The sequence below is a fragment of the Nocardia sp. NBC_01388 genome (assembly GCF_045040085.1).
Classification (GTDB): domain Bacteria; phylum Actinomycetota; class Actinomycetes; order Mycobacteriales; family Mycobacteriaceae; genus Nocardia.
This window is the reverse complement of sequence record NZ_CP109553.1, coordinates 6,880,026-6,903,980: the sequence shown is the minus strand read 5'-3', so window position 1 is coordinate 6,903,980 and position 23,955 is coordinate 6,880,026. Positions and strand designations below refer to the sequence as shown.

The 23,955-nt window shown below is 66.6% G+C and carries 21 protein-coding genes; 7 read left to right on the top strand and 14 right to left on the bottom strand.

Annotated features, from left to right (window positions below; translation table 11 throughout):
• Window positions 1-72: 72 nt before the first annotated feature.
• From OG716_RS33020 to OG716_RS33005, 4 genes are all read left to right on the top strand, one after another.
• Window positions 73-651 (top strand): Uma2 family endonuclease, encoded by a 579-nt coding sequence (locus tag OG716_RS33020; protein ID WP_405134335.1) that lies wholly within the window; start codon window positions 73-75, stop codon window positions 649-651.
• A gap of 171 nt (window positions 652-822) precedes the next feature.
• Window positions 823-1,269: a hypothetical protein gene (locus OG716_RS33015; protein ID WP_355130639.1), complete on the top strand. Its 447-nt coding sequence runs from the start codon at window positions 823-825 to the stop codon at window positions 1,267-1,269.
• Window positions 1,270-1,435: 166 nt separating this feature from the next.
• A complete protein-coding gene (locus tag OG716_RS33010) occupies window positions 1,436-2,785 on the top strand; it encodes a purine-cytosine permease family protein (protein ID WP_405134334.1) in 1,350 nt (449 codons plus the stop codon).
• Window positions 2,772-3,893, top strand: coding sequence for a phosphotransferase enzyme family protein (locus OG716_RS33005; RefSeq protein ID WP_405134333.1), 1,122 nt, complete (start codon window positions 2,772-2,774; stop codon window positions 3,891-3,893). Before OG716_RS33010 ends, OG716_RS33005 begins: the two co-directional genes overlap by 14 nt.
• Window positions 3,894-4,125: 232 nt before the next feature.
• On the opposite strand, the gene OG716_RS33000 is transcribed toward OG716_RS33005, so the two are convergent.
• The 7 genes from OG716_RS33000 to clpB form a co-directional block, all read right to left on the bottom strand.
• Window positions 4,126-4,812, bottom strand: coding sequence for a lysoplasmalogenase (locus tag OG716_RS33000; RefSeq protein ID WP_405134332.1), 687 nt, complete (start codon window positions 4,810-4,812; stop codon window positions 4,126-4,128).
• A 14-nt stretch (window positions 4,813-4,826) separates the two neighbouring features.
• The gene (locus OG716_RS32995) at window positions 4,827-5,885 is read right to left on the bottom strand and encodes a beta-ketoacyl-ACP synthase III (protein ID WP_355130631.1); all 1,059 of its coding nucleotides are present in this window, start codon (window positions 5,883-5,885) and stop codon (window positions 4,827-4,829) included.
• Between the two features lie 86 nt (window positions 5,886-5,971).
• Window positions 5,972-6,517: an orotate phosphoribosyltransferase gene (gene pyrE, locus OG716_RS32990; protein WP_297623653.1), complete on the bottom strand. Its 546-nt coding sequence runs from the start codon at window positions 6,515-6,517 to the stop codon at window positions 5,972-5,974.
• Between the two features lie 8 nt (window positions 6,518-6,525).
• Window positions 6,526-7,326, bottom strand: a complete 801-nt coding sequence (locus OG716_RS32985) for an SDR family NAD(P)-dependent oxidoreductase (RefSeq protein WP_405134331.1) — start codon at window positions 7,324-7,326, stop codon at window positions 6,526-6,528.
• Window positions 7,327-7,506: 180 nt separating this feature from the next.
• Complete coding sequence (locus OG716_RS32980) at window positions 7,507-8,628, bottom strand: hypothetical protein (protein ID WP_405134330.1); 1,122 nt, start codon at window positions 8,626-8,628, stop codon at window positions 7,507-7,509.
• Window positions 8,629-8,687: 59 nt separating this feature from the next.
• Window positions 8,688-9,557, bottom strand: coding sequence for a DUF5666 domain-containing protein (locus OG716_RS32975; protein ID WP_405134329.1), 870 nt, complete (start codon window positions 9,555-9,557; stop codon window positions 8,688-8,690).
• A 306-nt stretch (window positions 9,558-9,863) separates the two neighbouring features.
• Window positions 9,864-12,419, bottom strand: coding sequence for an ATP-dependent chaperone ClpB (clpB, locus tag OG716_RS32970; RefSeq protein WP_405134328.1), 2,556 nt, complete (start codon window positions 12,417-12,419; stop codon window positions 9,864-9,866).
• Between the two features lie 278 nt (window positions 12,420-12,697).
• Between clpB and OG716_RS32965 the strand changes: the two genes are divergently transcribed.
• The 3 genes from OG716_RS32965 to OG716_RS32955 all read left to right on the top strand — a co-directional run bounded on the left by OG716_RS32965 (window position 12,698) and on the right by OG716_RS32955 (window position 15,845).
• Window positions 12,698-13,675, top strand: coding sequence for an NADP-dependent oxidoreductase (locus tag OG716_RS32965; protein WP_405134327.1), 978 nt, complete (start codon window positions 12,698-12,700; stop codon window positions 13,673-13,675).
• Window positions 13,676-13,828: 153 nt separating this feature from the next.
• Complete coding sequence (locus tag OG716_RS32960) at window positions 13,829-14,989, top strand: FAD-binding oxidoreductase (protein WP_327142682.1); 1,161 nt, start codon at window positions 13,829-13,831, stop codon at window positions 14,987-14,989.
• A gap of 70 nt (window positions 14,990-15,059) precedes the next feature.
• On the top strand, window positions 15,060-15,845 hold the full coding sequence (locus OG716_RS32955) for an FAD-binding oxidoreductase (protein ID WP_405140076.1): 786 nt from the start codon (window positions 15,060-15,062) through the stop codon (window positions 15,843-15,845).
• A gap of 102 nt (window positions 15,846-15,947) precedes the next feature.
• Here OG716_RS32955 and OG716_RS32950 read toward each other — a convergent pair whose 3' ends face one another.
• The 7 genes from OG716_RS32950 to OG716_RS32920 all read right to left on the bottom strand — a co-directional run bounded on the left by OG716_RS32950 (window position 15,948) and on the right by OG716_RS32920 (window position 23,847).
• Complete coding sequence (locus OG716_RS32950; RefSeq protein ID WP_405134326.1) at window positions 15,948-17,117, bottom strand: globin domain-containing protein; 1,170 nt, start codon at window positions 17,115-17,117, stop codon at window positions 15,948-15,950.
• A gap of 526 nt (window positions 17,118-17,643) precedes the next feature.
• Window positions 17,644-18,036, bottom strand: a complete 393-nt coding sequence (locus OG716_RS32945) for a heat shock protein transcriptional repressor HspR (protein WP_327142684.1) — start codon at window positions 18,034-18,036, stop codon at window positions 17,644-17,646.
• Window positions 18,036-19,220, bottom strand: a complete 1,185-nt coding sequence (gene dnaJ / locus OG716_RS32940; RefSeq protein ID WP_355130617.1) for a molecular chaperone DnaJ — start codon at window positions 19,218-19,220, stop codon at window positions 18,036-18,038. Before dnaJ ends, OG716_RS32945 begins: the two co-directional genes overlap by 1 nt.
• Before the next feature lie 84 nt (window positions 19,221-19,304).
• Window positions 19,305-19,913, bottom strand: a complete 609-nt coding sequence (gene grpE / locus OG716_RS32935) for a nucleotide exchange factor GrpE (protein WP_405134325.1) — start codon at window positions 19,911-19,913, stop codon at window positions 19,305-19,307.
• Window positions 19,910-21,748 carry a molecular chaperone DnaK gene (dnaK, locus tag OG716_RS32930; RefSeq protein ID WP_405134324.1) on the bottom strand — a complete coding sequence of 613 codons (1,839 nt, stop codon included), beginning with the start codon at window positions 21,746-21,748 and terminating at the stop codon, window positions 19,910-19,912. The genes grpE and dnaK overlap by 4 nt, the downstream gene beginning before the upstream one ends.
• A 231-nt stretch (window positions 21,749-21,979) precedes the next feature.
• Window positions 21,980-22,747 carry a DUF1707 domain-containing protein gene (locus OG716_RS32925; RefSeq protein ID WP_405134323.1) on the bottom strand — a complete coding sequence of 256 codons (768 nt, stop codon included), beginning with the start codon at window positions 22,745-22,747 and terminating at the stop codon, window positions 21,980-21,982.
• A gap of 8 nt (window positions 22,748-22,755) precedes the next feature.
• On the bottom strand, window positions 22,756-23,847 hold the full coding sequence (locus tag OG716_RS32920; RefSeq protein WP_405134322.1) for a DUF1707 domain-containing protein: 1,092 nt from the start codon (window positions 23,845-23,847) through the stop codon (window positions 22,756-22,758).
• Between the last annotated feature and the right edge of the window lie 108 nt (window positions 23,848-23,955).

The following is a 23,955-nucleotide window of genomic DNA, read 5'->3' as shown; positions in this document are numbered from 1 at the left end:
CTGCGGGGTTGCCGAGCGTGAAAGACTGACGGAATGCGTCGGTCGAGTCCTGCGGTAGCGCTGGCGGAAACAATGAAAGCTGTTGAGTCCTGGCCTGATCACCTGTTGACGCTGGCCGAATGGTCGGCGTTCCCCGAGGAACAGCGCGGGCGCTGCCGCGAACTGGTGGACGGGGTGCTGGTACTTGCGCCGCAACCGCCCCGCCATCAGCTGGCGGTGTGGCGGCTGGCGGCCCAGTTGGAACCCGCGCTACCCAGGCGGGTCGCGGCACTGGCCCGCATCGAATTGGTCATCGAGCAGGCGCATCCGGCGACCGTCCGAGTGCCGGACGTGCTGGTGGTGGGCGGTGCGGCGGGCGCGGCACATGCCACCCGGGTACTGCCCCCGGATGTATTGGCGGCCATCGAGATCGTCTCGCCGGGCTCGCGCCGCACCGATCGGGTCATGAAATTCGCGGAGTACGCGCAATGCGGTATCGAGCACTACTGGCTGCTCGATACCGAAGGGTCGGTGCGACTGTCCACGCACCGGCTGCGCGACGGCCGCTACGAACCGACCGGTGAGTACTCGGGACAGGTGACCCTCGAACTGGACGGCATCACCCTCCCCCTCGACCTGGACGCGCTTACCGCACTGCGCACAACGGCCTGAACCACACTCCACGCACCGGCCCGAACCACACTCCGCGCACCGGCCCGAACCACACTCCGCGCACCGGCCCGATCTGCACTTCGCGCACCGGCCTGACCTCGCCCGATCCGCTACGCGGACGGAAATTCGGGACTATTCTGGAGTCCCGGAAGCCGTGGTTGGAGGGTCTCGATGGACCACGCGCGTATTTTTCGCACTGTGCTCGGCGTGACGGCCGCATATGTCGTCTCACTCTGCATCTGGCTGGCCTGGCTCGAGCCACTGACTCCGCCCGGCACCGTACCGCTGCAGATAGTTGTGCTCGTCGGCCTGTTCGGCACGTTCCTCGGCCTCGGAATGCTGCTGGCGCAGCAGCCCTCTCGCCAGGATCGGCGGCTCAAACGCTACGGCCTGGAGGGCTGGGCGACCATCGAGGGCGTGCACCCGCTCAGTCGCACCGATCACTGCACCGAGCTCACCGCACTCGATCTGGAACTGGTGGTGCCGGGGTCGGAGACCTATCACGGCAGCATCGTCTTCGACGTCGAACCGGTGGTGCAGCCGAGAATCGCAGTGGGCGGCATACTTTCGATCCGCGTCGATCCGCGCAACCGCGACCGCATCATGCTGTGCCTGTGACAGCGACCGAGCGGTGGCGCTGAGGACGGTGTGGATCCCGGCCGAAAGCACGCCGGGATGACGAGCGGGACAGCGGGCGGGCCAGGGCCGGATGGCGGGCGGTGTCCCGCCCGCGAGGGCGGCTAGCTGCCCGTTTTGCCCGACCCGCCCCGTAGCATCACTGGTCATGACCACCGCTACACCGCCCGACCGCCAGGAAGCGCCGCTGCTGCTCGATACCGAGCCGCCGCGCACGCTGAGCTTCAGTGACCAGGCGGCCTTCTGGCTGAATCTCGGCGTCAGCCTCATCGGGTTCAGCGGTGCGGCCTACGTCCTGTTCCCCACCGGACATCCGCCGCTGCCGATCGCGGGCGCGTTGCTGGCCACCCTGGTGGGCACCGTGGCCGGTATCGCCATGGTCGCCGGCACCGGAGCGGTCGGCACCCGAACCGGCGCGCCCGCCATGGCGGTACTGCGCGGACTCTTCGGCACCAAGCTCTCCTACCTGCCGACGGCCGCCAATATCGTGCAGTGCATCGGCTGGGGCGTGTACGAACTCACCGTCATCGCGCTCGGTGTTTCGGCGCTCACCCACGATCATGTTCCGCACGCACTGGTGATCGTGGCAGGGGGCGTGCTCTCCACCGTCATGGCCATCTGGCCGTTGCGAGTTATGCACATCCTGCGCAAGTACGTGGCTGTGGCGGTAGGCATCGCGCTCATCTACTTCACGATTCAGCTACTGCGGCAACCGATTCCGGCGGTCACGGGCACCAGCTGGAGCGGATTCTTCCCGGCTGTGGACACCACGCTCGCGGTATCGGTATCATTCGTGCCGCTGGCCGCCGACTACACCCGGCACTCGCGCTCGGCGCGTACCGCTGCCGGAGCCACCGTGCTCGGCTACTCGGTGGCGCAGTTCTGGTGCTATCTGCTCGGCATTCTGGCCATTCTGCAGGCGGGCGGCGATGCCACCCGCATCTTCGACACCTTCCTCGGCGTCACGGCGGGCTGGGCCTTCTTCGCGGTGCTGGTGTTGCGGGAGGCTGATCAGTCCTTCGCGAACGTGTACTCGACCGCCATGTCCATCCAGAACCTGCTGCCACGGGTGGACCGCCGCCTGCTGACCCTCGGTGTCGGCGTGGTCGTCACGCTGCTGGCGCTGCCGGTGCACGACTTCAGCAGCTACGCCAATTTCCTCTACCTGATCGGGTCGGTCTTCGTGCCTCTGAGCGCGGTGCTGATCGTCGACTACTTCTTCGGCAGCGGACGCCACGGCTGGAATCTCGCTCAGGACGCTCCCACCCGCCCGCTCATGCTGCTGCCGTGGATCTGCGGATTCGTGGTCTATCAGCTCTGCAATCCGGGCTCCATCGACTGGTGGGTGAACTTCTGGACCAAGGTGCAGGATGGCATCGGCTTCCATCCCGGTTGGTGGTCCTCGGCCTCCCTGTTCTCCTGGCTGGTTGCCGCCGCGGTGACCGCCGTTCTTGTTGTGGCACAGCGGCGGAGGGCACCGGCCGATGGCAGGGTCTGATTCCGCAGCGGGTGAGCGTGTCTTCGGGATGGGGTCGGATCCGCTGGTCGCACCCGACTGGCCGCCGCTGACCCAGCCCGAGATCATGACCCTCCTCGATGCGGACGCCGTCATCGAATGGCGCAGTCCCCGACCACTTTCCGCCACCGCGCAGGTCCGCGCCGCCAGCGGCCTCGTGGTCATCGTCAAGCGGCTACCGCGGAGCCTACGTGACGCGGCAGCGCTCGCCGAGGAGCACGGCTTCATGAATCACCTGCGGGAGAACGGAATTCCGATCCCGCGAGTGCTACTCACCCGCGAAATGGGCGAATTCGTCTACGAGGTACAGGAACTGGGGATCGGCGACGATCTGTACCGGGGAACGTTCACCTGGTCGCCCTATCAATCCCTGGCGCAGGCCGAATCCGCCGGGCGCATGCTGGCCCGAGTGCACCTGGCCGCACTCGGATACGACGCTCCGGCGCGGCCGCCCCGCCCCCTGCTGGGGAGCTTCACGGTCTTCTCCTCCCTCGATCCGATCGCGGCCGTCGAAAAACTGGCCGCCGCCCGCCCCGCGCTCACCGCATTCCTGGACACACGCGACTGGCGCGCCGACGTGGAGCGCCTCCACCTCCCGTTCCACGCCCGCCTCCACCCGCTACTGGACGGCCTATCCCCCAGGTGGACCCACAATGACTGGCACGGCACCAACCTGCTCTGGCAGTACGAAACCCCCTCCACCGTCATAGATTTCGGCCTCTGCGACCGCACCACCGCCATCCACGACGTCGCCATCGCCCTCGAGCGCTGCGCCGTCGACTGGATCTCCCTGCGCAATGGCGGCCCCGCACGCATCCAAGTCGACCAGGTGGACGCCCTGCTCCACGGCTACGAATCGATCCGCCCCCTCACCAGCGCCGAATCCCGCGCCCTCCCAGCACTGCTCCCCCTGGTCCACGCCGAATACGAACTCTCCGAAATCGACTACTTCCTCAGCGTGATCCCCACCGGCAACCCCGCCAACGCCGAAATCGCCTACCACCACTACTTCCTCGGCCACACCGAGTGGTGGACGACCGAAGGCACAGCCCTCCTCACCCACCTCCGCCACCGCCCCGCAACCCGCTAACCCCACCAAACAGCCCCCCAGTCGCACAGCCCCTACCGGCGCTGTGCGACACCTACACGAGCCGTTCCGCACAGGTACGCGCTGCGCGATACGCACTCGCGCTGCCGGGTATGTACGCACACCGTCCAGTGGATGCGGGCGCTACCGAACAGTGCCCGTCTCAATCGAACAGCCTCATTAGACGCTGTTCGTGCGGGTACGCGCTGTTCGGTGCGGAGGAAGCCGGGCCCGCTCAGTGATGGGCGCGGGGGTCGGCGAGGAGGTATTGGGCGGCGGCGTAGGTGGTGAGGATGACGCCCTCGGTGATATGGCGGGAGCGGGTGCTGCGGGCGAAGATCTTGCGCAGCACTATGAGGCCGTCGGAGATGGTGAAGAGAAGAGCGCCGAGGCCGAGGCGGGTGCGGGGGTCGCGTCCCGGGATGTTCAGGCCTGCAATGCTTTTCGCGCCGGTGGCGAGGCCGGGGTCGCCTGCCAGGGTGGCGGCGGCGCCGAGAGTGGCTCCGTAGGCGGTGAGCGGGAGGGCGACCGTGGGGGCTTTGACGCGCATGAGGGCGGCGGCGCCCAGCCAGGCGGCGAGGCGAGGCGCGGCGATTTGGGGACGGGGGCGGGCGCCGCGACGCCACCACAGCCAGGAGTAGGCCGACTGCATGAGCGCGAAAGACGAAGCGCCCGCGATCAATCGGCGATCGTCGTCCGGTGCGATGAGCAGGATGTCGCCGACCGTCGCCGCGGCGAGGGCGCCGAGCAGCACGGTGCGGTCCGCCGGGTCGAGGCCGTCGTCATTGATGGCGACATCCGCCGCCAGCAGCGGCATCAGCAAAGGCTTTGCGGCCCACTGGAGTTTGTCGCGGCCGGTGACGGCGCCGAACACCGTCACGGCGGCGGCGCCGGCGAACGCGGCTCGGAATGGCCTGGGCATCAGCGGATCTCGGCTCAGAAGCTGGCTTCGGCCGGGGCGGGGGGCAGTACGGCGACCTGGCCGGCGTAGGACAGGCCCGCGCCGAAACCGAGCAGCAGTGCGAGCTGCCCGCCCTTGGCCTTACCGGTCACCAGCATCTCCTCGATGGCGAGGGGAACCGACGCCGCCGAGGTATTGCCGGTGTTCTCGATGTCATTGGCCATGGGCAGATCGTCTGGCAGCCCGAGGTTCTTGCGCATGAGCTCGTTGATCCGGGCATTGGCCTGATGCGGAACGAACACCTCGATGTCCTCCTTGGCCACACCCGACAGCTCGATGGCGCTGGAGAGCGCGCGCGGCAGCGTGACCGCGGCCCAGCGGAAAACCTTGGGGCCCTCCATATGCAGCGACATGCGCCCGATGGGCTCGACCTCGGGATCGGTACCCTGCATGGCCTGCGCCTTGTTCATGTACGCGAGGAAGTCCACGTCCTGGGAGATGGCCTCGGCGTTCTCGCCGTCGCTGCCCCACACCGTCGGGGAGATGCCGTTCTCCTCGCTCGGGCCGATCACAACCGCGCCTGCGCCGTCGCCGAAGATCATGGCGGTGCCGCGATCGGTCGGGTCGAGGCCGACGGTCATGGTCTCGGCGCCGATGACGAGAATGTATTCGGCCGAGCCCGAACGGATCATGTCCGTCGCCACCCCGAGGCCGTAGCAGAAGCCACCGCAGCCGGAGACCAGGTCGAAGGCCGGGATACCGTTCATGCCCAGGTCGGAAGCGACACTCGGCGCGCCGTGCGGGGTGAGTTTGAGCCAGCTGGAGGTGCACAGCACCAGGGCGCCGATCTTGGACCGATCGATGCCGGTGTTCTTCAGCGCGCGTTCGCCCGCCGCCACCGACATCGATCGAATCGTCTCGTCGCCACTGATCCAGCGCCGGTTGTGAATGCCGGTGCGGTCGAAGATCCACTCGGGAGTGGAGTCGAGCCGCTCGCACACCTCAGCATTGCTGACGATGCGCTCGGGGCGATAGGCACCGATGCCGAGCATCGCAACATTCTGATGACCCTTGTTGATTGCAATGCTCACCACAGGTGACTCACACGACCCTTCACAACAGCAGTTCGACAACGTTGTCGGACAGAAAACCAGCACTCAGGCTAACCCAGGGCACCGAATCAGCCCAGAGCCAGATCCTTCAGCCCGAGAATGGACCGATACTCCAGCCCTTCAGCCGCGATCACGCCATCGGCCCCGGTTTCCCGGTCCACGACAGTCGCAACACCGACCACAATGGCACCGGCGTCACGCAGTGCGCGCACCGCGGTGACCGGCGAGTTACCGGTGGTCGTGGTGTCCTCCACCACCAGTACGCGCTTGCCCACGATGTCGGGCCCCTCGATCTGCCGCTGCATGCCGTGCGTCTTGGCGGCCTTGCGGACCACGAACGCATTGACGGGCCGGCCCGGTGCGTGCAGCACCGCTGCCGCTACCGGATCCGCACCCATGGTGAGCCCGCCGACAGCCTCGAAATCCCAGTCCGCCACGAGCTCACGCAGCAGTTTGCCGATGAGCGGCGCCGCCTCGTGGTGCAGGGTGGCGCGCCGCAGGTCCACGTAGTAGTCGGCTTCCTTGCCCGAGGACAGGGTGACCTTGCCGTGCACGACAGCGAGTGCGCGCACCAGTTCGGCCAGTCTGTCCCGGTCGGTCGTCGTTACCTGCATTGCTGTGTCTATGTCCTTCCGCGTGCGTTGAAAAGGCCACGATTCAGGCGGGTCACCAGGGACCGCGGGATCAGTCCGGCGACCGCGGCGATCGCTTTGTACTGCGCGCCGGGCACGCTGATCACCCGGTTCTTCTCCAGATCGGCCAGTGAGCCCGCCACCACCTCGTCCACGGTCAGCCACAGGGGTCGCGGCAGCGAGCCCATATCGATTCCGGCCCGTTCGTGGAATTCGGTGCGGACGAACCCCGGGCACAATGCCTGCACCCGGACTCCGGTCCCGGCCAGCCCGCCTGCCAGCCCTTGCGAGAAGGATACGACGTACGCCTTGGAGGCCGAATAGGTCGAACCCCTACCGGGTATCAGACCGGCCATGCTGGCCAGATTCACCACCGTGCCGTCAGCGGCGTGCACCATGGACGGCACCGCCGCCCTGGTCAATTGCACGACCGTGGTGACGTTCACATCCAATTGCGCCTGCAGGGCGTCCGGCGCCAGCGTCCAGAACTCACCGGACAGATCGAATCCCGCATTGTTGACCAGGAATTGGACGCCCTCACCCAGCCGGGCGGCCACCCGATCCCGATCCGCCGCGAGCGCCAGGTCGGCGGGCAGCACCTGTGCGCGCGCCCCGAATCGCACCTCGACATCGTGGGCGAGTGTCGCGAGCCGCGCTTGGTCCCGCGCCACCAGCACCAGGTCGTAGCCGAGGGCCGCGAGCCGCAGCGCGTACGCCTGACCGATACCGGACGTCGGCCCGGTGACCAAGGCCACGGGGCGATGCGCACCGGGCAAACGCGCGGCGCTCATCGCGGCGTCATCTACATGAGCATCAGGAGAGCTCTCGGTCATCGACAACCCGTCACTCGCACGATATGGGCACGGTCGGCGATGACCGGGACTGCGGACCCATTGTGGTCCCTCGCGGCTCTCCGCGCGGCGAATACACGCACGAAAACGCCCCGGTCTTGCAGACCGGGGCGTGGCGACTCACCGGGGAGCGGGTCCCTGGAACGGCCGGAAGCCGGGATGGAAGGGGCCGCCGGGCGGGGCGCTGCGGCCCTGATCCTTGCGCCAGCCCTCTTCGGGCTCTTCGTCCGGAAGGTCTTCGGAGTCGTCCTCGTGCCAGCCGCCGGATTCGGCGTCGTGCCAGTCGTCGTCGCCGACCAGGGGGCGGCGGGGCCGGCCCTCGGCGTCCTCGTCGGACCACTCGCCCTCGGCCTCGGGCGCGGGTGGCCAGTTGCGGCGCGGGCGATTACGCGGATCCGGCACGACTTTCAGTGCGGGACGCCAGTTCTCGGACTCGGACTCGGATTCCTCGCCGGCGATATCGTTCAGCAGCGGGCTGTAATCGTCCTCGTCGTCCGGTTCTCCGGCACGCGCCGGGCGGGCGGCGGGGCGGTCGTAATCGCCGTCCTCGTCGTAACCGTCGTAGTCCTCGTCCTCCGGAACCGGATGCGAGCGACCGGGTTCCGGCAGTTCGTCGCGACCGCGCTCGGAGCTGATGACCGGCGGCAGCACGTGCAGCAGCCCGGACAGCCGCAGCACCGCGTCGATGGCCATCTCCCAGTCCTTGGACACGGAGGCCACATGCAGCATGCCGAGGGTCCAGTTTCCCTCACTCCACAGCTGCTGCACGGTATCGGGCAGCGATTCGATGAACGCCACCATGCGCTGGTCCACGGCATGCCTGGCGATATCCGGATTCGTGGCGAACACGACCCGATCACCAATGGCGCCGAGGAGTTCCAGATCGTGGTCCTTGGGCGGTGCGGCCGTCTTCAGGCGCAGGTCGATATCGATGTCCGAGCCGATCTGCCGGCGCACCGCGACCAGGGTGGCGGCATCCTCCAGATCGAAGAGCACGAACTTCTCGCCCTTGCGGTTGCCGGACACCACATCCACCGCGGACAGGTAGCCGAGCTTGGCGAGCGCACCGCGCCGCCAGGTGGAGGCCAGCGCCGGTTCCACCGAGACATAGGTGTAGCCCTGGGATTTCGCCCAGACCTGTCGCACATGTCCCGTGCGCTGCCGTTGCAGCCGATCGAAATAGAGCAGCACGATCGCACCCACCAGCGCGATCGCCGCCAACCCGAACCATATAGCCGTCATCGCCGCCTACCCTATCCAGCCGGGCGGGTGTGTGCCCGGTACGCCTGCACCCTTATAAGTCACCGAGGTCCACCCGGCAGCGATGTGCTGATGATGATCTTGGCCTGAACGGATCCGTCGGCGTTCTTGTCGCCCTGCACCATCACCATCTCGCCCACGGGTAGATCCGCCACCTTGGTACTGCTCAGCGAAATCACCTGCGTCCGTTCATCGGTGTGCACGGTCACCGTAGTGCCGGACAGGGAGGTCATGGTCAGGGTGGTGCCGTCATTGCTCGCGATGGTGCCCATATTCGCGCCGAGCTGGTCGATATCGCCGAGGCCGGGGATGGTCGGGACACCGCTCGGCGGCGACTGCGCGGAGGTGTTGCCGGGGAAGCCCGGGATCGCGAATCCGGTCGTTCGGGTGGTGGTGGCCGAAGCGGCACTGTCGGATGAATCCTTGTGCGCCAGTAGCACTCCCACCACCACGCCAACCAGTGCGACCAGCGCGAACGCGGCGATGCCGAGGCCGATCCAGAGGTTGGTCCGCGAGGGTGGTGGCGGTGGCCCAGGCTGCTGCGGGAACCCTGCCGGTTGATACCCGCCCCCGGGCCCACCGGGTCCGCCCGGATACCCGGGCGCGGCGTACTGGGCAGTCGGCCCGTAACTCATGCCTCCGGGGTTGCCCGGCGTCGGCCCGTAGCCGGACACCGGCGGATAGGCGGCGGTCGGCGGATACTCGCCACCGCCCTCGTAGCCACCCCACTGCGGGTCGTGCGGTGGCAGCACCCGGGTGGCCTCCGGCCCCTGCTGCTGCGCGAAATATTCGGTCGGCGAGACTTCCGAAGGCTGCCCCGCCTGCCCGGCGCCGGACCCGACCTTCTCGGTCGGACCATCCACCGGCTCAGGTTCGGGCCGCCGCGACCACGGATCGCTCGGACTAGTCATGACCTCCAGACTAGGGTGCGAAACCCACAACAGCCGCGAACTCGTGGGCTGTGAAATTTCTGGCTGTGCTTCGGGCGGGCGGGTGCTGTGTTTAATTTGCCCTCCGCTTCGCTCCGGGCGGGTCGTGGCCCTGTTACCCGGGTCTTCCCTCCTCCGCTCCTCCGCTTCGCTCCCCCGCTCCGTCAGTCCAGACCCGGGCGGGCCACGACCTTGGAGCAGATGTTGTTTGGGGGCTCGGCGTTTCGAGAGATGGGCCGTGGCCCCGAGGACTGGTGTCTCGGGGCCACGGGCTGTTGGGGGGCTGGGTCAGCGGCCGACGATGAGGGAGTCTCCGTCTGGGGTGACGTTGACCTTCACGGTGTCACCGTCCTGGACCTCGCCCGCGAGCAATTCCTTGGCGAGGGTGTCGCCGATGGACTGCTGGATGAGGCGGCGCAGTGGGCGGGCACCGTAGGCCGGGTCGTAGCCGCGGACCGCGAGCCAGAAGCGGGCCGAATCGGAGACCTCCAGAGTGAGCCGGCGCTGGGCGAGCCGCTTCTGGAGCTGGTTCAGCTGGATGCCGACGATCTCCTCCAGCTGCTCCTCGTCGAGCGGATGGAACATGACCACATCGTCGAGCCGGTTCAGGAACTCCGGCTTGAACGCCGCGCGCACGGCATTCATGACCATCTCGTGCGAGCCGCCCGCACCCAGGTTGGAGGTGAGGATGAGGATCGTGTTCCGGAAGTCGACCGTGCGACCCTGGCTGTCGGTGAGCCGGCCTTCGTCGAGCACCTGCAGCAGGATGTCGAAGACGTCCGGGTGCGCCTTCTCGATCTCGTCGAAGAGCACCACCGAGTACGGCCGCCGTCGCACCGCTTCGGTCAGCTGACCACCCTGGTCGTAGCCGACGTATCCGGGCGGGGCGCCGACCAGGCGAGCCACCGAATGCTTCTCGCTGTACTCGCTCATATCGATGCGGATCATGGCCCGCTCGTCGTCGAACAGGAAATCGGCCAGGGCCTTTGCCAATTCGGTCTTGCCGACGCCGGTGGGTCCGACGAACATGAACGATCCGGTCGGCCGATTCGGGTCGGCGACCCCGGCCCGGGCCCGGCGCACCGCATCGGAGACGGCCTGCACGGGCTCGGTCTGACCGATGACCCGGTGGCGCAGCTCGTCTTCCATGCGGAGCAGCTTCTGGGTCTCGCCCTCCAGCATGCGGCCCACGGGGATTCCGGTCCACGCCGACACCACCTCGGCGATATCGTCGGGCCCGACCTCCTCCTTGAGCATGACGTCACCGTCGGAGGCGCCCTTGGCCTTGGCCTCGGCCTCGCCGAGTTCCTTCTCCAGCTTGGGGATTCGCCCGTAGCGGAGTTCGGCGGCCTTGCCCAGATCGCCGTCACGCTCGGCGCGCTCGGATTCCCCGCGCAGTGCCTCCAGCTCCTCCTTGAGCCCACTCACCGAATCGATGGCCTGCTTCTCGTTCTGCCAGCGGGTCATCAATTGGTTGAGTTGCTCACGGTCGTCGGCCAATTCGGAACGCAGCTTCTCCAGGCGCTGCTTGGAGGCTTCGTCGGTCTCCTTGGCGAGCGCGACCTCCTCGATCTCGAGGCGCCGCACCGCCCGCTCGACCTGATCGATTTCCACCGGGCGGGAATCGATCTCCATGCGCAGCCGGGACGAGGCCTCGTCGATCAGATCGATGGCCTTGTCCGGCAGGAACCGGGAGGTGATGTAGCGGTCCGACAGCGTGGCCGCGGCGACCAGCGCGGAGTCGGTGATGCGGACGTGGTGGTGATTCTCGTAGCGCTCCTTGAGCCCGCGCAGAATGCCGACGGTGTCCTCCACCGAGGGTTCACCGACGAACACCTGCTGGAAGCGGCGTTCCAGGGCCGGATCCTTCTCGATGTGCTGGCGGAATTCGTCGAGCGTGGTCGCGCCGACGAGCCGCAGTTCGCCGCGCGCCAGCATGGGCTTGATCATATTGCCCGCGTCCATGGCGGATTCACCGGTCGCGCCCGCACCGACAATGGTGTGCAGCTCGTCGATGAACGTGATGATCTGTCCCGCACTGGATTTGATCTCTTCCAGCACGGCCTTGAGCCGCTCCTCGAATTCACCGCGGTACTTCGCGCCGGCGACCATGGCGCCGAGGTCCAGCGAGACGAGCTTCTTACCGCGCAGCGACTCCGGCACGTCACCGGCGATGATGCGCTGCGCGAGGCCCTCCACGATGGCGGTCTTGCCCACGCCGGGTTCTCCGATGAGCACCGGATTGTTCTTGGTGCGCCGCGACAGCACCTGCACGACGCGCCGAATCTCGGTGTCGCGCCCGATGACCGGGTCCAGTTTGCCCTCGCGGGCGGCGGCGGTCAGGTCGGTGGAGTACTTCTCCAGCGCCTGGTAGCTGCCCTCGGGATCGGCGGTGGTGACCCGGGTGTTGCCGCGCACGGTGGTGAACGCCTCACGCAGTGCGTCGGCGGTGGCCCCGTACTTCAGCAGCAGCTGCGAGACATCGGAGTCACCGGCGGCGAGGCCGACCATGAGGTGTTCGGTGGAGACGTATTCGTCGCCCATTTCGGTGGCGAGCCGCTGGGCGGCCGTGATGGCGGCGAGCGCCTCCCGGCCGAGTTGCGGCTGAGTGGTCGCTCCGGAGGCGCGGGGCAGCCGGTCGACAATGTCCTGGGCCTCGCGCCGGACCGTTGCGGGATCGACTGCGACGGCCTTCAACAGGGGTGCGGCGATGCCGTCGGTCTGATCCAGCAACGCCACCAGCAAGTGTGCCGGACGAATTTCCGGATTTCCCGCGGCGGAGGCCGCCTGCAGAGCGGCGGTCAGAGCCGCCTGAGTCTTGGTGGTGGGATTGAACGAGTCCACGTTCACCTTCCTGCTAGGCATTTATTCGATGCAGCACTTATTCGATGCAGCGCTTACTGGATCCAACGCGACAAGAGTTGAGTCTGTTCCGCTCAAGTCTGCAAAATTTTCGGCGCAACCGAAAGAGTCGAAGGTCATCGTTCACGCTACGCGCCACGACCAAGACCGAAAGGCCTGAATCGCGGAGTTCTCGGAGGTGAGCCGCTTACGATGGTCCGGGTTCGTTGACGCATCACCCGCTCACCGCAAGCTCGGACATCCGAACGAATGGAGCAGCAATGCGCGCGATCGTGGTTCGTGAGTTCGGCGGCCGTCCCGAGGCCACGGATATGCCCACCCCCGAGGCCGGGCCCGGCACCCTGAAGATCGAACTCGAGGCCGCGGGCGTCAACCCCTTCGACAAACGCATCATCGACGGTTTCCTGGATGGCAAACTGCCGCATGACTTTCCGCTCATCCCGGGCGTGGACGGCGCGGGCCGGGTGGTGGCCATGGGCGCGGGCGTGAACGATTTCGAGATCGGCGACCGGGTGGTCGGCAAATTCCTCATCCCGCCGGTCGGGCACGGCACCTTCGCCGAATTCATCGTGGTCCCGCGCGAGAGCACCCTCGCCAAGGTCCCGGACGAGATCACCTCGATCCAGGCCGCCGCACTGCCCACCGCGGGCCTGACCGCCCTCGATCTGATCAAGTCCGCCGCGGTCACCTCCGCGCAGCACGTGCTGATCGTCGGCGCGGCGGGCGGTGTCGGCTCCTTCCTGGTGCAGCTGGCCGCCCTGGCCGGCGCGCACGTCATTGCCACCGCCCGCCCCGACGACACCGATCGGATGATCCGGCTGGGCGCGACCGAGGTGGTCGACTACGGCCGCATCACTGTCACCGACTCCCCCACCCACCCGGAGGACTCGCAGCTTTCGGTCGCCGATTCGGTGCGCACCAGCAGTCCGGGCGGTGTGGATGTGCTGTTCGATCTGGTGAGCCCGCCCACGGTCTTCTCCGGCAATGCGAGCCTGGTCAAGACCGGCGGCACCGCCCTGTCCACCATCGGGTCCGCCGACGAGGCGGATCTGAAGGCGCGCGGCATCAAGGGCGGCAATTTCGAATCCACCGGGGGCGCAACAGAATTGCGGGAATTGCTGCGTCATGTGGGCAATGGCGATCTGGTGGTGCCGATCGACAACACGCCTCCACTGGAGGCGGCGCCCGATGTGATCGGCGCCTCAGGCGCGCGCGGCAAGACGGTGCTGGTCATCTGAACTGCGCGTTTCTTTTCCCCCGAGGCGGCTGTCAAATCGAGCAGCCTCCGCTATATCCGTGCGACCACCGTTTTTTCAGGGATACTTGACGCGGAGGACGGCCTGGAACCAGGTGCGTCCGGTGTAGTAGCAAGGAAAGGAAAGCTCGACGTCGTGGATGCGCGTTCAGCAGCGCTGGTCCGCGCAAACTTCCGGACAGTCGTCGCGGCCCCTCAGGGCGCCGAACGACTTATCAGCGCGTTCTACGGTCACCTCTTCGCGGAGATCCCCGCCCTGCGGGAACTGTTCCCCACGGCGATGGATATGCAGCCCAAGCGGCTGATGACGGCCATTCAGTACGTGCTCGACAATCTGGAGGACTGGGACCGCGCACAGCGTTTCCTGGAACAACTCGCGCGTGACCATCGCAAATATGGAGTAGAAGCAGCGCATTACGACATTGCCGGTCGTGCGCTGCTCTCCGCGTTCCGCTCCTACAACGGAGTGGCGAACTGGAGCCGGCAGCTGGAGGCGGGATGGCGGGACATCACCATTCTGATCTCGGCGTCGATGGCCATAGGAGCCAATTCCGATAAGTCGCAACCCTATTGGGAGGCGACGGTGGTCGGCCACCGCCGGGTGGTCGACGATCTGGCCATCGTGCGGCTGCAATCGGATACGCCGATCCCCTATCAGGCGGGCCAGTACGTACCGGTGGCGATTCCGCAGCGGCCGAAGATGTGGCGATACCTGTCCCCCGCCATTCCCACCAATCCGTACGGTGAGATCGAATTCCACGTCCGCAAGGTGCGCACCGGCTGGGTGAGCCCGGCCATCATCAATGAGACCAAGGTCGGCGATCGCTGGATGATCGCCTCCCCGCTGGGCGGTCTGCACGTGGATCTGCGCAGTCGCCGCGATGTGCTCATGATCAGCTCGGGCACCGGTATCGCGCCGATCCGCGCACAGCTGATCGAGATGGGCCGCCGCGGTATCAATCCGCGGGTGCACCTGTTCATGGGCGGGCGCTATCCCTGCGATCTGTACGACGTCGAGAACATGTGGCAGCTCTCGCAGAGCAATCCGTGGTTGACGGTGATTCCGGTCTGCGAGAACGAGACCAATCCGTGGTGGCATCCGTACGCGCCCGCCGATCCGCCGTTCGGTATGCACCGGCGGCTGATCGGTAATCTGGGTGCGGTGGTGGCCAGCTTCGGCGCATGGGCGGATCGGCAGATCCAGATCGCCGGTTCGGCGCGCATGATCGCCGATACCAAGCGGGCACTGCTCGCGGTGGGCACCCCGGAGTCGGCCATCGCCTGCGATCCGGTGTGAGCGGGCCCCGGCCGCCGATCGGGGCGAATATGGTTGCAGTGCAAGGTGTGTGGATGATCAGGAGAATGCGGTGACCCTCGGCCCGGACGATACCGGCCCCATCAGGATCGGCGAGACCGCCGAGTGGACGGCCACGGTGGTCGGCGCGCACCGCCTGCGCGAGGATCTCGCGGTGGTCCGGCTGATCGGCGAATTCGTACCCTTCGCGCCCGGCCAGTCGGTGGAGGTGCGCACGCCGCAGCACCCGAATATGGTGCGCCGCCTCTATCCCGCGCTGCCGCCCTCGCTCGACGGCAAGCTGGAATTCCACATCCGCACCGTCCCCGGCGGCTGGTGCAGCGGTTCCCTGGTCTCGGACACCCGGACCGGTGACGAATGGCGCATCAGCGCACCCGCCGGTTGGCTGGCCGTGGACGAGGCGGCCACCGAGGTGGTCATGCTCGCCGACAGTGTCGGACTGGCCCCCATGCGCGCACTACTGCTGGACATTTCGCGTCGCGAGACGCCGCCGCGCACCCATCTGTTCGTGGCCGGCAGATACCCTCGCGACCTCTACGCCGACGATATGCTGCACCTGATGGCCAATGAACTACCTTGGCTCACAGTGCTTCCCGTGGTGCTGGACGAAGACAATCCGGACTGGACCGACCACTGGTACGAAGCCTGCCGGGTGGATATCGGATTCGAGCCGGAGGAGTTGCTGCCCGGCACCCTGGCGGAGATCGTCACCCGCTTCGCACCGCTGGACCATCAGCACATCGTGGTGTGCGGCAATACCGCTGCCGTGCATTCGGCTGTGGAACGGCTCGTCGCTACCGGGACGGCTCCGGAAGCCATTCGCTACGAAGGGTTTTGAGCCGCTCGCACGGCCGTGAACGTTCGGTACCCGCACCGAACGTTTGGTACCCCGCACCGCTGCCCGAAGACCGACAGCGGCGCGGGGGCTTGGGGGCCCGCGTCAGAACAGCGGGTCGTGGCGGATGTTCTCGGTGGAGGTACCCGCCGCCATGAGACGGAACTTGGTGGTCTGCACCATCGAGGGCGACCCGACGATCTGCACGTCGCGATCCTCCCAGGACCCGAAACCGGCGACTATCTTGCCGATCTGGCCGACCCGGCGCGGTTGCAGACCCGGATGTTCCTGAGGCTCACTGGAATTGGTGAGCTGCCACCAGGGATTCTCATCGCTCTCGGTGACCGGGGTGACGGTGAGCCACTTGTTGGCCAGCGCGAGCTGACTGAGAATTTCGAGGTCGTAGAGGTCGCAGGGGTAGTGACCGCCCACGAACAGATCGACCTTCGGATTGGACCGGCGCTGCGTCATGGCCATGAGTTGTGCACGGAGCGGGGCGATTCCGGTGCCGCAGGCGATCATCAGCATTTTGCGGCGGGTATTGCGCGGGACGCCGAGTCCGCCGAGCGATGATCCGATCAGCCAGTGTTCGCCGACCTTGGTGTGGCCGACCATGGCCGGGCTGACCCAGCCGCCGGTGACGCCGCGCACATGGAATTCGATCTCGCCGCCGGCATTGGCGGGGATGGCCGGGGAGAGATACCGCCACATCCGCGGGCGGGACGGGATCTGCACACTCATGTACTGCCCGGCCGCGTACTGCATCGGCTGATCCAGCTTGAGGCGCACGATGGCGAGATTGCGCAGTACCTCACGATGTTCGATGACGGTGCCGGTCCACACCGGCGGGGCGCTTTCCTTCTCGGCCGCGCCCATCATGGTGCCGGCGATGACGCCGAGCCCCTCGTCCCAGGCGCTGTCGACCTCATCGGTCCACATCTCGGTACCCGCGTAGGCCTGCATGGCCGTCTTCAGGGATTTGCCCACGGCCGCATAGTGTTCGGGCACCACCCCGTATTTGCGGTGGTCGCGGCCGAGCTGAGCGAGGAAGGGCAGCAACTTGTCCGGCTCCTCCAGCCGGTCGACCACATAGGCGATCGCTTTCACCAACCTGTCGCGCTGGGCATCCAGCGCGGCGGGGAAGAAATCCCGCACTTGGGGATACTCCGTGAAGAGAATGGCGTAGAACGAACGAGCGAGCTTTTCAGGGCCACCGTCTTCCGCAGCAACCGACTTGAACGTCGTTCTAATCAATGCGACGGTCCGCGAATCCATTTGTGTCACAACCCCATTTCGCACTCGAACACAGCCCGGGCCGGTGAGTGCAGTGCTGCGGGACACTCGACAGCTGCCGTTGCTGAGCAAGTGTAGGCGAGGTTTGCCAGCAACGGAACGGGACGTTTCAACTATGTGCCTGTAATTCCCTAAAAACGAACAAGCAACAAGCAAACTGCCCGGAAAACAGACTGTTCAACTGGGAATCACCGTGGGACACGGGGTTTCACACGTCGAATCTGGGACATTCGTTTTGCAAGACTCAGAAAAGGAGCGATCCTCCCGCAACCTCGATGGCTACCGAAAGGCGTTGCGATATAAGGACAAAACTCTCAATCGGAAGATATTAGCAACCGGCCGGTCTGTATTTAATACTCCACCAGAGTTATCCACAATCTTTCACTTACACAAGGAAACTCAGCACATTGCCTGCAACAAAGAAAAACAGCGCCCCGATCACGGGACGCTGTTCCTTCTCTCCGGGGCCCGGGGACATGGTCCCCGGAAATCCCTCACACCGCACCGGTCAGGTGCGGCGGTGACGCGGTTGCCACACGACCAGCGCCGTACTGCGCTGCGGCGGACTCAGATCCGGGCGGTAGCCCGACCGGAGCCTGTCCACTTCGGCGCCCAGTTCGGCAACTCGCTGCTGCAGCTGCTCGACCTGATTGGTGAGTTCGATGATCCGTTTGATGCCCGCCAGGTTGACGCCCTCGTCCTGGGACAGCCGCTGCACCTCGCGGAGCAACTGCACATCCCGGTCCGAGTAGCGCCGGCCGCCGCCCGAAGTACGTTGCGGCGACACCAGACCCAGCCGGTCATAGGTACGCAGCGTCTGGGCGTGCATGCCCGCCAGCTGCGCAGCCACCGAGATCAGGAAGTACTGGGCCTCGGCGGCCTGTTTCGGATCGGGATTCATCACGCACCTGCCCAGCCGGCTCGTGGATCGAAACCACTGGTCTTCTCCGCCTCCGCATAGCGCCGCAGCGCCTCGGTGGCCTCGTCGTCCAGTTTCTGCGGAATCGCGACCTTGACGGTCACGAGCAGATCACCCGCGACGCCGTCGCGCTTGGGCACACCGCGTCCGCGCACGCGCAGGGTACGGCCGTCGGCGGTGCCCGGGGGCACCTTGACGCCGACGCGTCCCTCCAGCGTGGGCACGGAAACCGTTGTCCCCAGCACCAGTTCGCTGTAACTGACCGGCAGCACCAGGGTCAGGTCGTCGCCATTGCGGCCGAAGACCTTGTCCTGGCTGACGTGCACGGCGACGAAGAGGTCACCGGGCGGCGCACCGCGCAGTCCCGCTTCGCCCTGGCCCGCCAACCGGATTCGCTGACCATCACGCACCCCCGGGGGAATGCGCACGGTGATGGTCCGGGTCCGGTTCTGGATACCGCTGCCATGGCAGTCGACGCACGGGTCGTCGATGATCGACCCGGTGCCCCGGCAGTCCTCACACGGCTCGCTGAATCCGAACGCACCCTGATTCCGGCTGACCACTCCGGATCCGTTGCAGTGCGGGCAGACCCGCGGGCTGGTGCCCGGCTTGGCGCCACTGCCGTGGCAGGTGGTGCAGGCCGCCGGACTGGTCATGCGCAGCGGAACCGTCACACCCTGGGCGGCCTCGCGGAAGCCCAGTGTCGTCTCGGTTTCCACATCGCTGCCGCGCCGAGGGCGCGAGGAGGTGCGGGTCCCGCCGCGATTGAACAGTCCGCCGAGCAGATCGCCCAGCCCACCGTCGCCCGCGCCGGCTCCGGCCGTCTGCCCGCCGAAGATATCGCCCAGGTTGAAGTCGCCGGAGAATCCGCCGGGCTGGCCGTAGCCACCACCACCGCCGGGCGAGAAGCCGCCGCGGCCGAAACCGCCGTTGGCGAAGAGCTTTCGCGCCTCGTCGTACTCCTTGCGCTTCTCCGGATCGGACAGCACGGCATGCGCCTCGCTGACGACCTTGAACCGCTCCTCCGCCTTGGCGTCACCCGGGTTCTTGTCCGGATGCAGATCACGGGCGAGCTTGCGGTACGCCTTCTTGATCTCTTCCTGGGTCGCGCCGGAGGCGATACCCAGCTCCTTGTAGAAGTCCTTTTCGAGCCACTCCCGGTTCACCGGGCATCTCCTCCTTCCAGATTCCTCGAGGTCGGCATCCCGTATGGGACCGACGTGGTGGCCCCATACGGGGCCGCCACCGTATTAGGCGCCAGCGGCATCGGGGCCGGCGTTCGTCGAATCCGATGCGGCCGAGCCGTTCAGATCTGCCACCCCGTCGGTGACGCCGACCAGCGCGTGGCGCAGGACGCGGTCGCCGAAGCGGTAACCCTTGCGCATGACCATGCCGATCACCGGGTCGTGCCCGGAGCCCTCGTGCTGCACGGCCTCGTGCAGGGTCGGGTCGAAAGGCTCGCCCTCCGAACCGAAGTCCTCGAGGCCCTGCTTCTGCAGGGCGGTGACCAGTTTGTCGGCAACGGACTTGAGCGGTCCGTTGTCCAGGTCGCCGTGTGCGCGGGCGCGGTCGAGATCGTCGAGCACGGCCAGCAGTTCGCTGACGACCGTCGCCTTGGCATTGTCGATGGTGGCCTTGCGGTCCCGTTCGACGCGGCGGCGGTAGTTGGCGTATTCGGCGGTGAGCCGCTGCAGATCGTTGGTGCGCTCGGCGAGCTCGGCGGTGATGGTGTCGGCGAGCGAATCCTCGCTCATGGCAACATCATCCGCGGCCGAGGCCGAGGCGAATCCGTCCGCCGCGGCCGGGCCGCCCTCACCCGAGACCGTGATCGGTTCTTGTTCCGGGTTCGGGTTCGTCACTTCTTCTCCGGCTCCTCGACGACCTCGGCGTCGACGACGGTGTCATCGGCGTCGGGCGCGCTCGAGCCATTGCTCGAGGCGGCCTGATCCGCGGCACTGGCGTCGTAGATGGCCTGGCCCAGCGCCTGCGACTCGGTCGCGAGCTTCTCCACCGCGGTCTTGATGGCCGCGATATCGGTGCCCTCGAGCGCCTTGTTGGCCTCGGCGATAGCCTCCTCGACCTTGGTCTTGATTTCGGCCGGGACCTTGTCCTCGTTGTCCTTGATGAACTTCTCGGTCTGGTGCACCAGCGATTCGGCCTGGTTGCGGGTCTCGGCCTCTTCGCGACGGGCCTTGTCCTCCGAAGCGTGCGCCTCGGCGTCCTTGACCATGCGATCGATCTCCTCCTTGGACAGGCCGGAGCCGTCCTGGATCTTGATCGTGTTCTCCTTGCCGGTGCCCTTGTCCTTGGCCGTCACGTGCACGATGCCGTTGGCGTCGATGTCGAAGATGACCTCGATCTGCGGCACGCCACGCGGGGCCGGCGGGATGCCGGTCAGCTCGAAGGATCCGAGCAGCTTGTTGTGCGAAGCGATTTCGCGCTCACCCTGGAAGACCTGGATCTGCACGGACGGCTGATTGTCATCGGCCGTGGTGAAGGTCTCGGACCGCTTGGTCGGGATGGTGGTGTTGCGCTCGATGAGCTTGGTCATCACGCCACCCTTGGTCTCGATACCCAGCGACAGCGGGGTGACATCGAGCAGCAGGACGTCCTTGACCTCACCCTTGAGCACACCGGCCTGCAGGGCGGCGCCGACGGCGACGACCTCGTCCGGGTTCACGCCCTTATTGGGCTCACGGCCGCCGGTCAGTTCCTTGACCAGCTCCGAGACGGCGGGCATACGGGTCGAACCACCCACGAGCACAACGTGATCGATATCGGCGACGGCGATGCCGGCGTCCTTGATGACCGACTGGAACGGCTTGCGGGTGCGGTCCAGCAGATCGGAGGTGATCTTCTGGAACTCGGCGCGGGTCAGCTGCTCGTCGAGGAACAGCGGGTTCTTGTCCGCGTCGACCGTGATGTAGGGCAGGTTGATCGAGGTCGACTGCGAGGACGACAGTTCGATCTTGGCCTTCTCCGCGGCCTCACGCAGGCGCTGCATGGCCATCTTGTCCTTGGTCAGGTCGATGCCCGAGGACGCCTTGAACTTGTCGACCAGCCAGGTCACGATGCGCTCGTCCCAGTCGTCGCCACCGAGGTGGTTGTCGCCGGAGGTCGCACGGACCTCGACGACACCCTCACCGATGTCGAGCAGGGAGACGTCGAAGGTGCCGCCACCGAGGTCGAAGACCAGGATGGACTGTTCCTTGTCGCCCTTGTCCAGGCCGTACGCCAGCGCGGCCGCGGTGGGCTCGTTGACGATGCGCAGGACGTTCAGGCCCGCGATCTGGCCGGCCTCCTTGGTGGCCTGGCGCTGCGCGTCCTCGAAGTAGGCGGGGACGGTGATGACCGCGTCGGTGATCTCCTCACCGAGGTAGGCCTCGGCGTCGCGCTTCAGCTTCATCAGCGTGCGCGCGGAAATCTCCTGCGGCGTGTACTTCTTGCCGTCGATCTCCACGGACCAGTCCTCGCCCATGTGGCGCTTGACGGACCGGATGGTGCGGTCGACGTTGGTGACCGCCTGGTTCTTCGCGGGCTGACCCACGAGAACTTCGCCGTTCTTCGCGAAAGCGACGATCGACGGAGTAGTGCGCGAGCCCTCGGAGTTGGCGACGACTACCGGCTCACCGCCTTCGAGAACGGCGATGACCGAGTTCGTGGTCCCGAGGTCGATACCGACCGCACGAGCCATGGTGATTCCTCCTGATTGACGTACCGATGTGTCCTAGCGGCGGGATCTTGCCCCGAATCGGAGCAGGATCCTCAGCAACACTGAGCGTGGTCGGCTCAATCCTGCACCGGTTGTCCGTCTGGTGCAAGTTGAACTTGAGTCGGCCTCGCTCAACCTTGTCTGAACTGCACCAACGAGCGACTCATGACATCTATTCCAGGGAGCGCGGAAAATCTTCGAACAAAATCGAGATTACTGCGGCGGGTAGACGGCGATCGGCTCGCCCTGCGGCGAAACCTGCAGGTAGCCGGTCTTCGAGCCGTTCACGATATAGATGCTGATCTGCGGATCCTCGCCGGTCTTGTGCTCGATACCTATGTGCGTCACCGCACGGCCGGGCATGGACAGCGTCTGCGGCGCACCCGCGATCAGGCCCGCCAGCTTCGGCAGATCGATCGCGGCCAGGTCGATCGAATCAGTGCCGCTCATCCGAGTGGAGTCGGACATGGAGTCGAATCCGCCGTCATAGCGGATGCGGTCGGCGCGATCGGTCTGCCCGACCCGCCGATCCACCACCACATAGGCGGGAAACAGCGTGACCTCGTCGGCAATGGTGTCGCCGTAGTGATTCCGGTATGCCGCAATGAAACTCGCGAGACCGGCACCGGTGGTCGCGTCCGGCATGACCGGTTTCGACACGGTGACGCGGGCGAGGCAGCCGCCCAGCGCACCGGCCAGCAGCGCCACCGTCAGCGCACCGGCCGCGATCTTCCACCGCAGCGCGAGGTTTCGCCGTTGCGGTTGCAGCAGTGGGGTGCCGACCAGATTGCGGGGAATCTGCAGGTCCGCGATGAGCGAGTCCAGGTCCCCGAAGGTCCGGGCCCGCATGGCCGCCGCCATCCGCTGCGCATGCTCGGCCTCGGTCAATTCACCTTGGGCGCGGGCATTGTCGAGTAGTGCACAGGCATCCACACGATCGGAGTCGCGGGCGCGCATTCCCTGGTTCCGATTCTCGGCCATGTATCGCCCTATCCGCTGAACGGGGAAGATCGTGTGACGACGCCCGCGGGAGTCGCCTGGAGGTAGCCGCTCTCGCTCGCCTTGTTGCCCACGTAGATTCGCACGAACGGCGCGGATCCGCCGCCGCGCATCGACGGCACGTCCTCTGATCCGAACATGAGGTAGGTGACGGTGGCCTGATCGACCTTCAAAGTAGTGAGCGCTGTGCTGATCAACTGTTCGAGCACCGCCACATCGACTGTGCCCAAATCGAAGACGGGGGTGTCCACCTTGCGGGTGGTGGGCCCGCCTTTCAACTCGAAGCCGCCCCGGTAGTTGTATTCGACCTGACGGTTCGGCTGGCCCTGCACCTGCCGCTTCAGACTGCCGTAGCCGCCGAAAAGGTCGAGGTCGTCGACGATGACATCACCGAACTTGGCGCGATACAGGTCACGGAAGACGGTAAATCCTTCCGCGGTAATGAGATTCGGCATCGGCACCACCACCGGCTGGACCACGCCGAGCGGCGCGACCGGCGCACCCGCCGGAATATCCGGCGGCTGATCCACCGCCGCGAATCCGGCCGCGAACATCGCCGCGCACGCCGCGAGCACTGCCCAGCCGAAGACCTTGCGCCGCTGCGTCTTCGGCGGCTGTGCCACGGCGGGCGCATCGTCGGGCCGCTGCAGATCCGAGGTCAGGTCGGCCAGCTCACCCAAAGTCGTTGCTTCCCCGGCGAGTTCGATGAGCGCCCGATGATCGGCCTCGTTCAGCTGCCCGTCGGCCAGCGCCGCGTCCAGGAGCAGGGCCGTCGCCGCACGATCACTGTCCCGTGCCCGAGTCCGGGTCGGATACCGGCTCAGCTCCGCCGGTTTCGCGGGCGTGGCCGTCGGCGGCGCCTCGTTCCGCCCGGGTTGCAAATCCCCCACCAGCTGCGCGAGCTCCGCGATCGTCTGCGCGGCCTGAGCCCGCCGCGACCTCTGGTCGTACTCGTCCGCCCCCAGCTGCCCTTCCTCATAGGCGGCATCGAGGCGGGCGCGCGTATCCACCCGATCCACATCCCGAGCCCGCATTCGCCCGGCGCTCGCAAACCCCGACGCATCGGACGACCTCGCACTCACCCCCCGAAGAGTAGCGGCCCCTCCCTCGACTAGCCGGACGAAGCGGACATACCCAAGGGTTCTCCGGGTGCGGACCGGCAGGTGCACACCACTTCCGGGGCGCGGCGG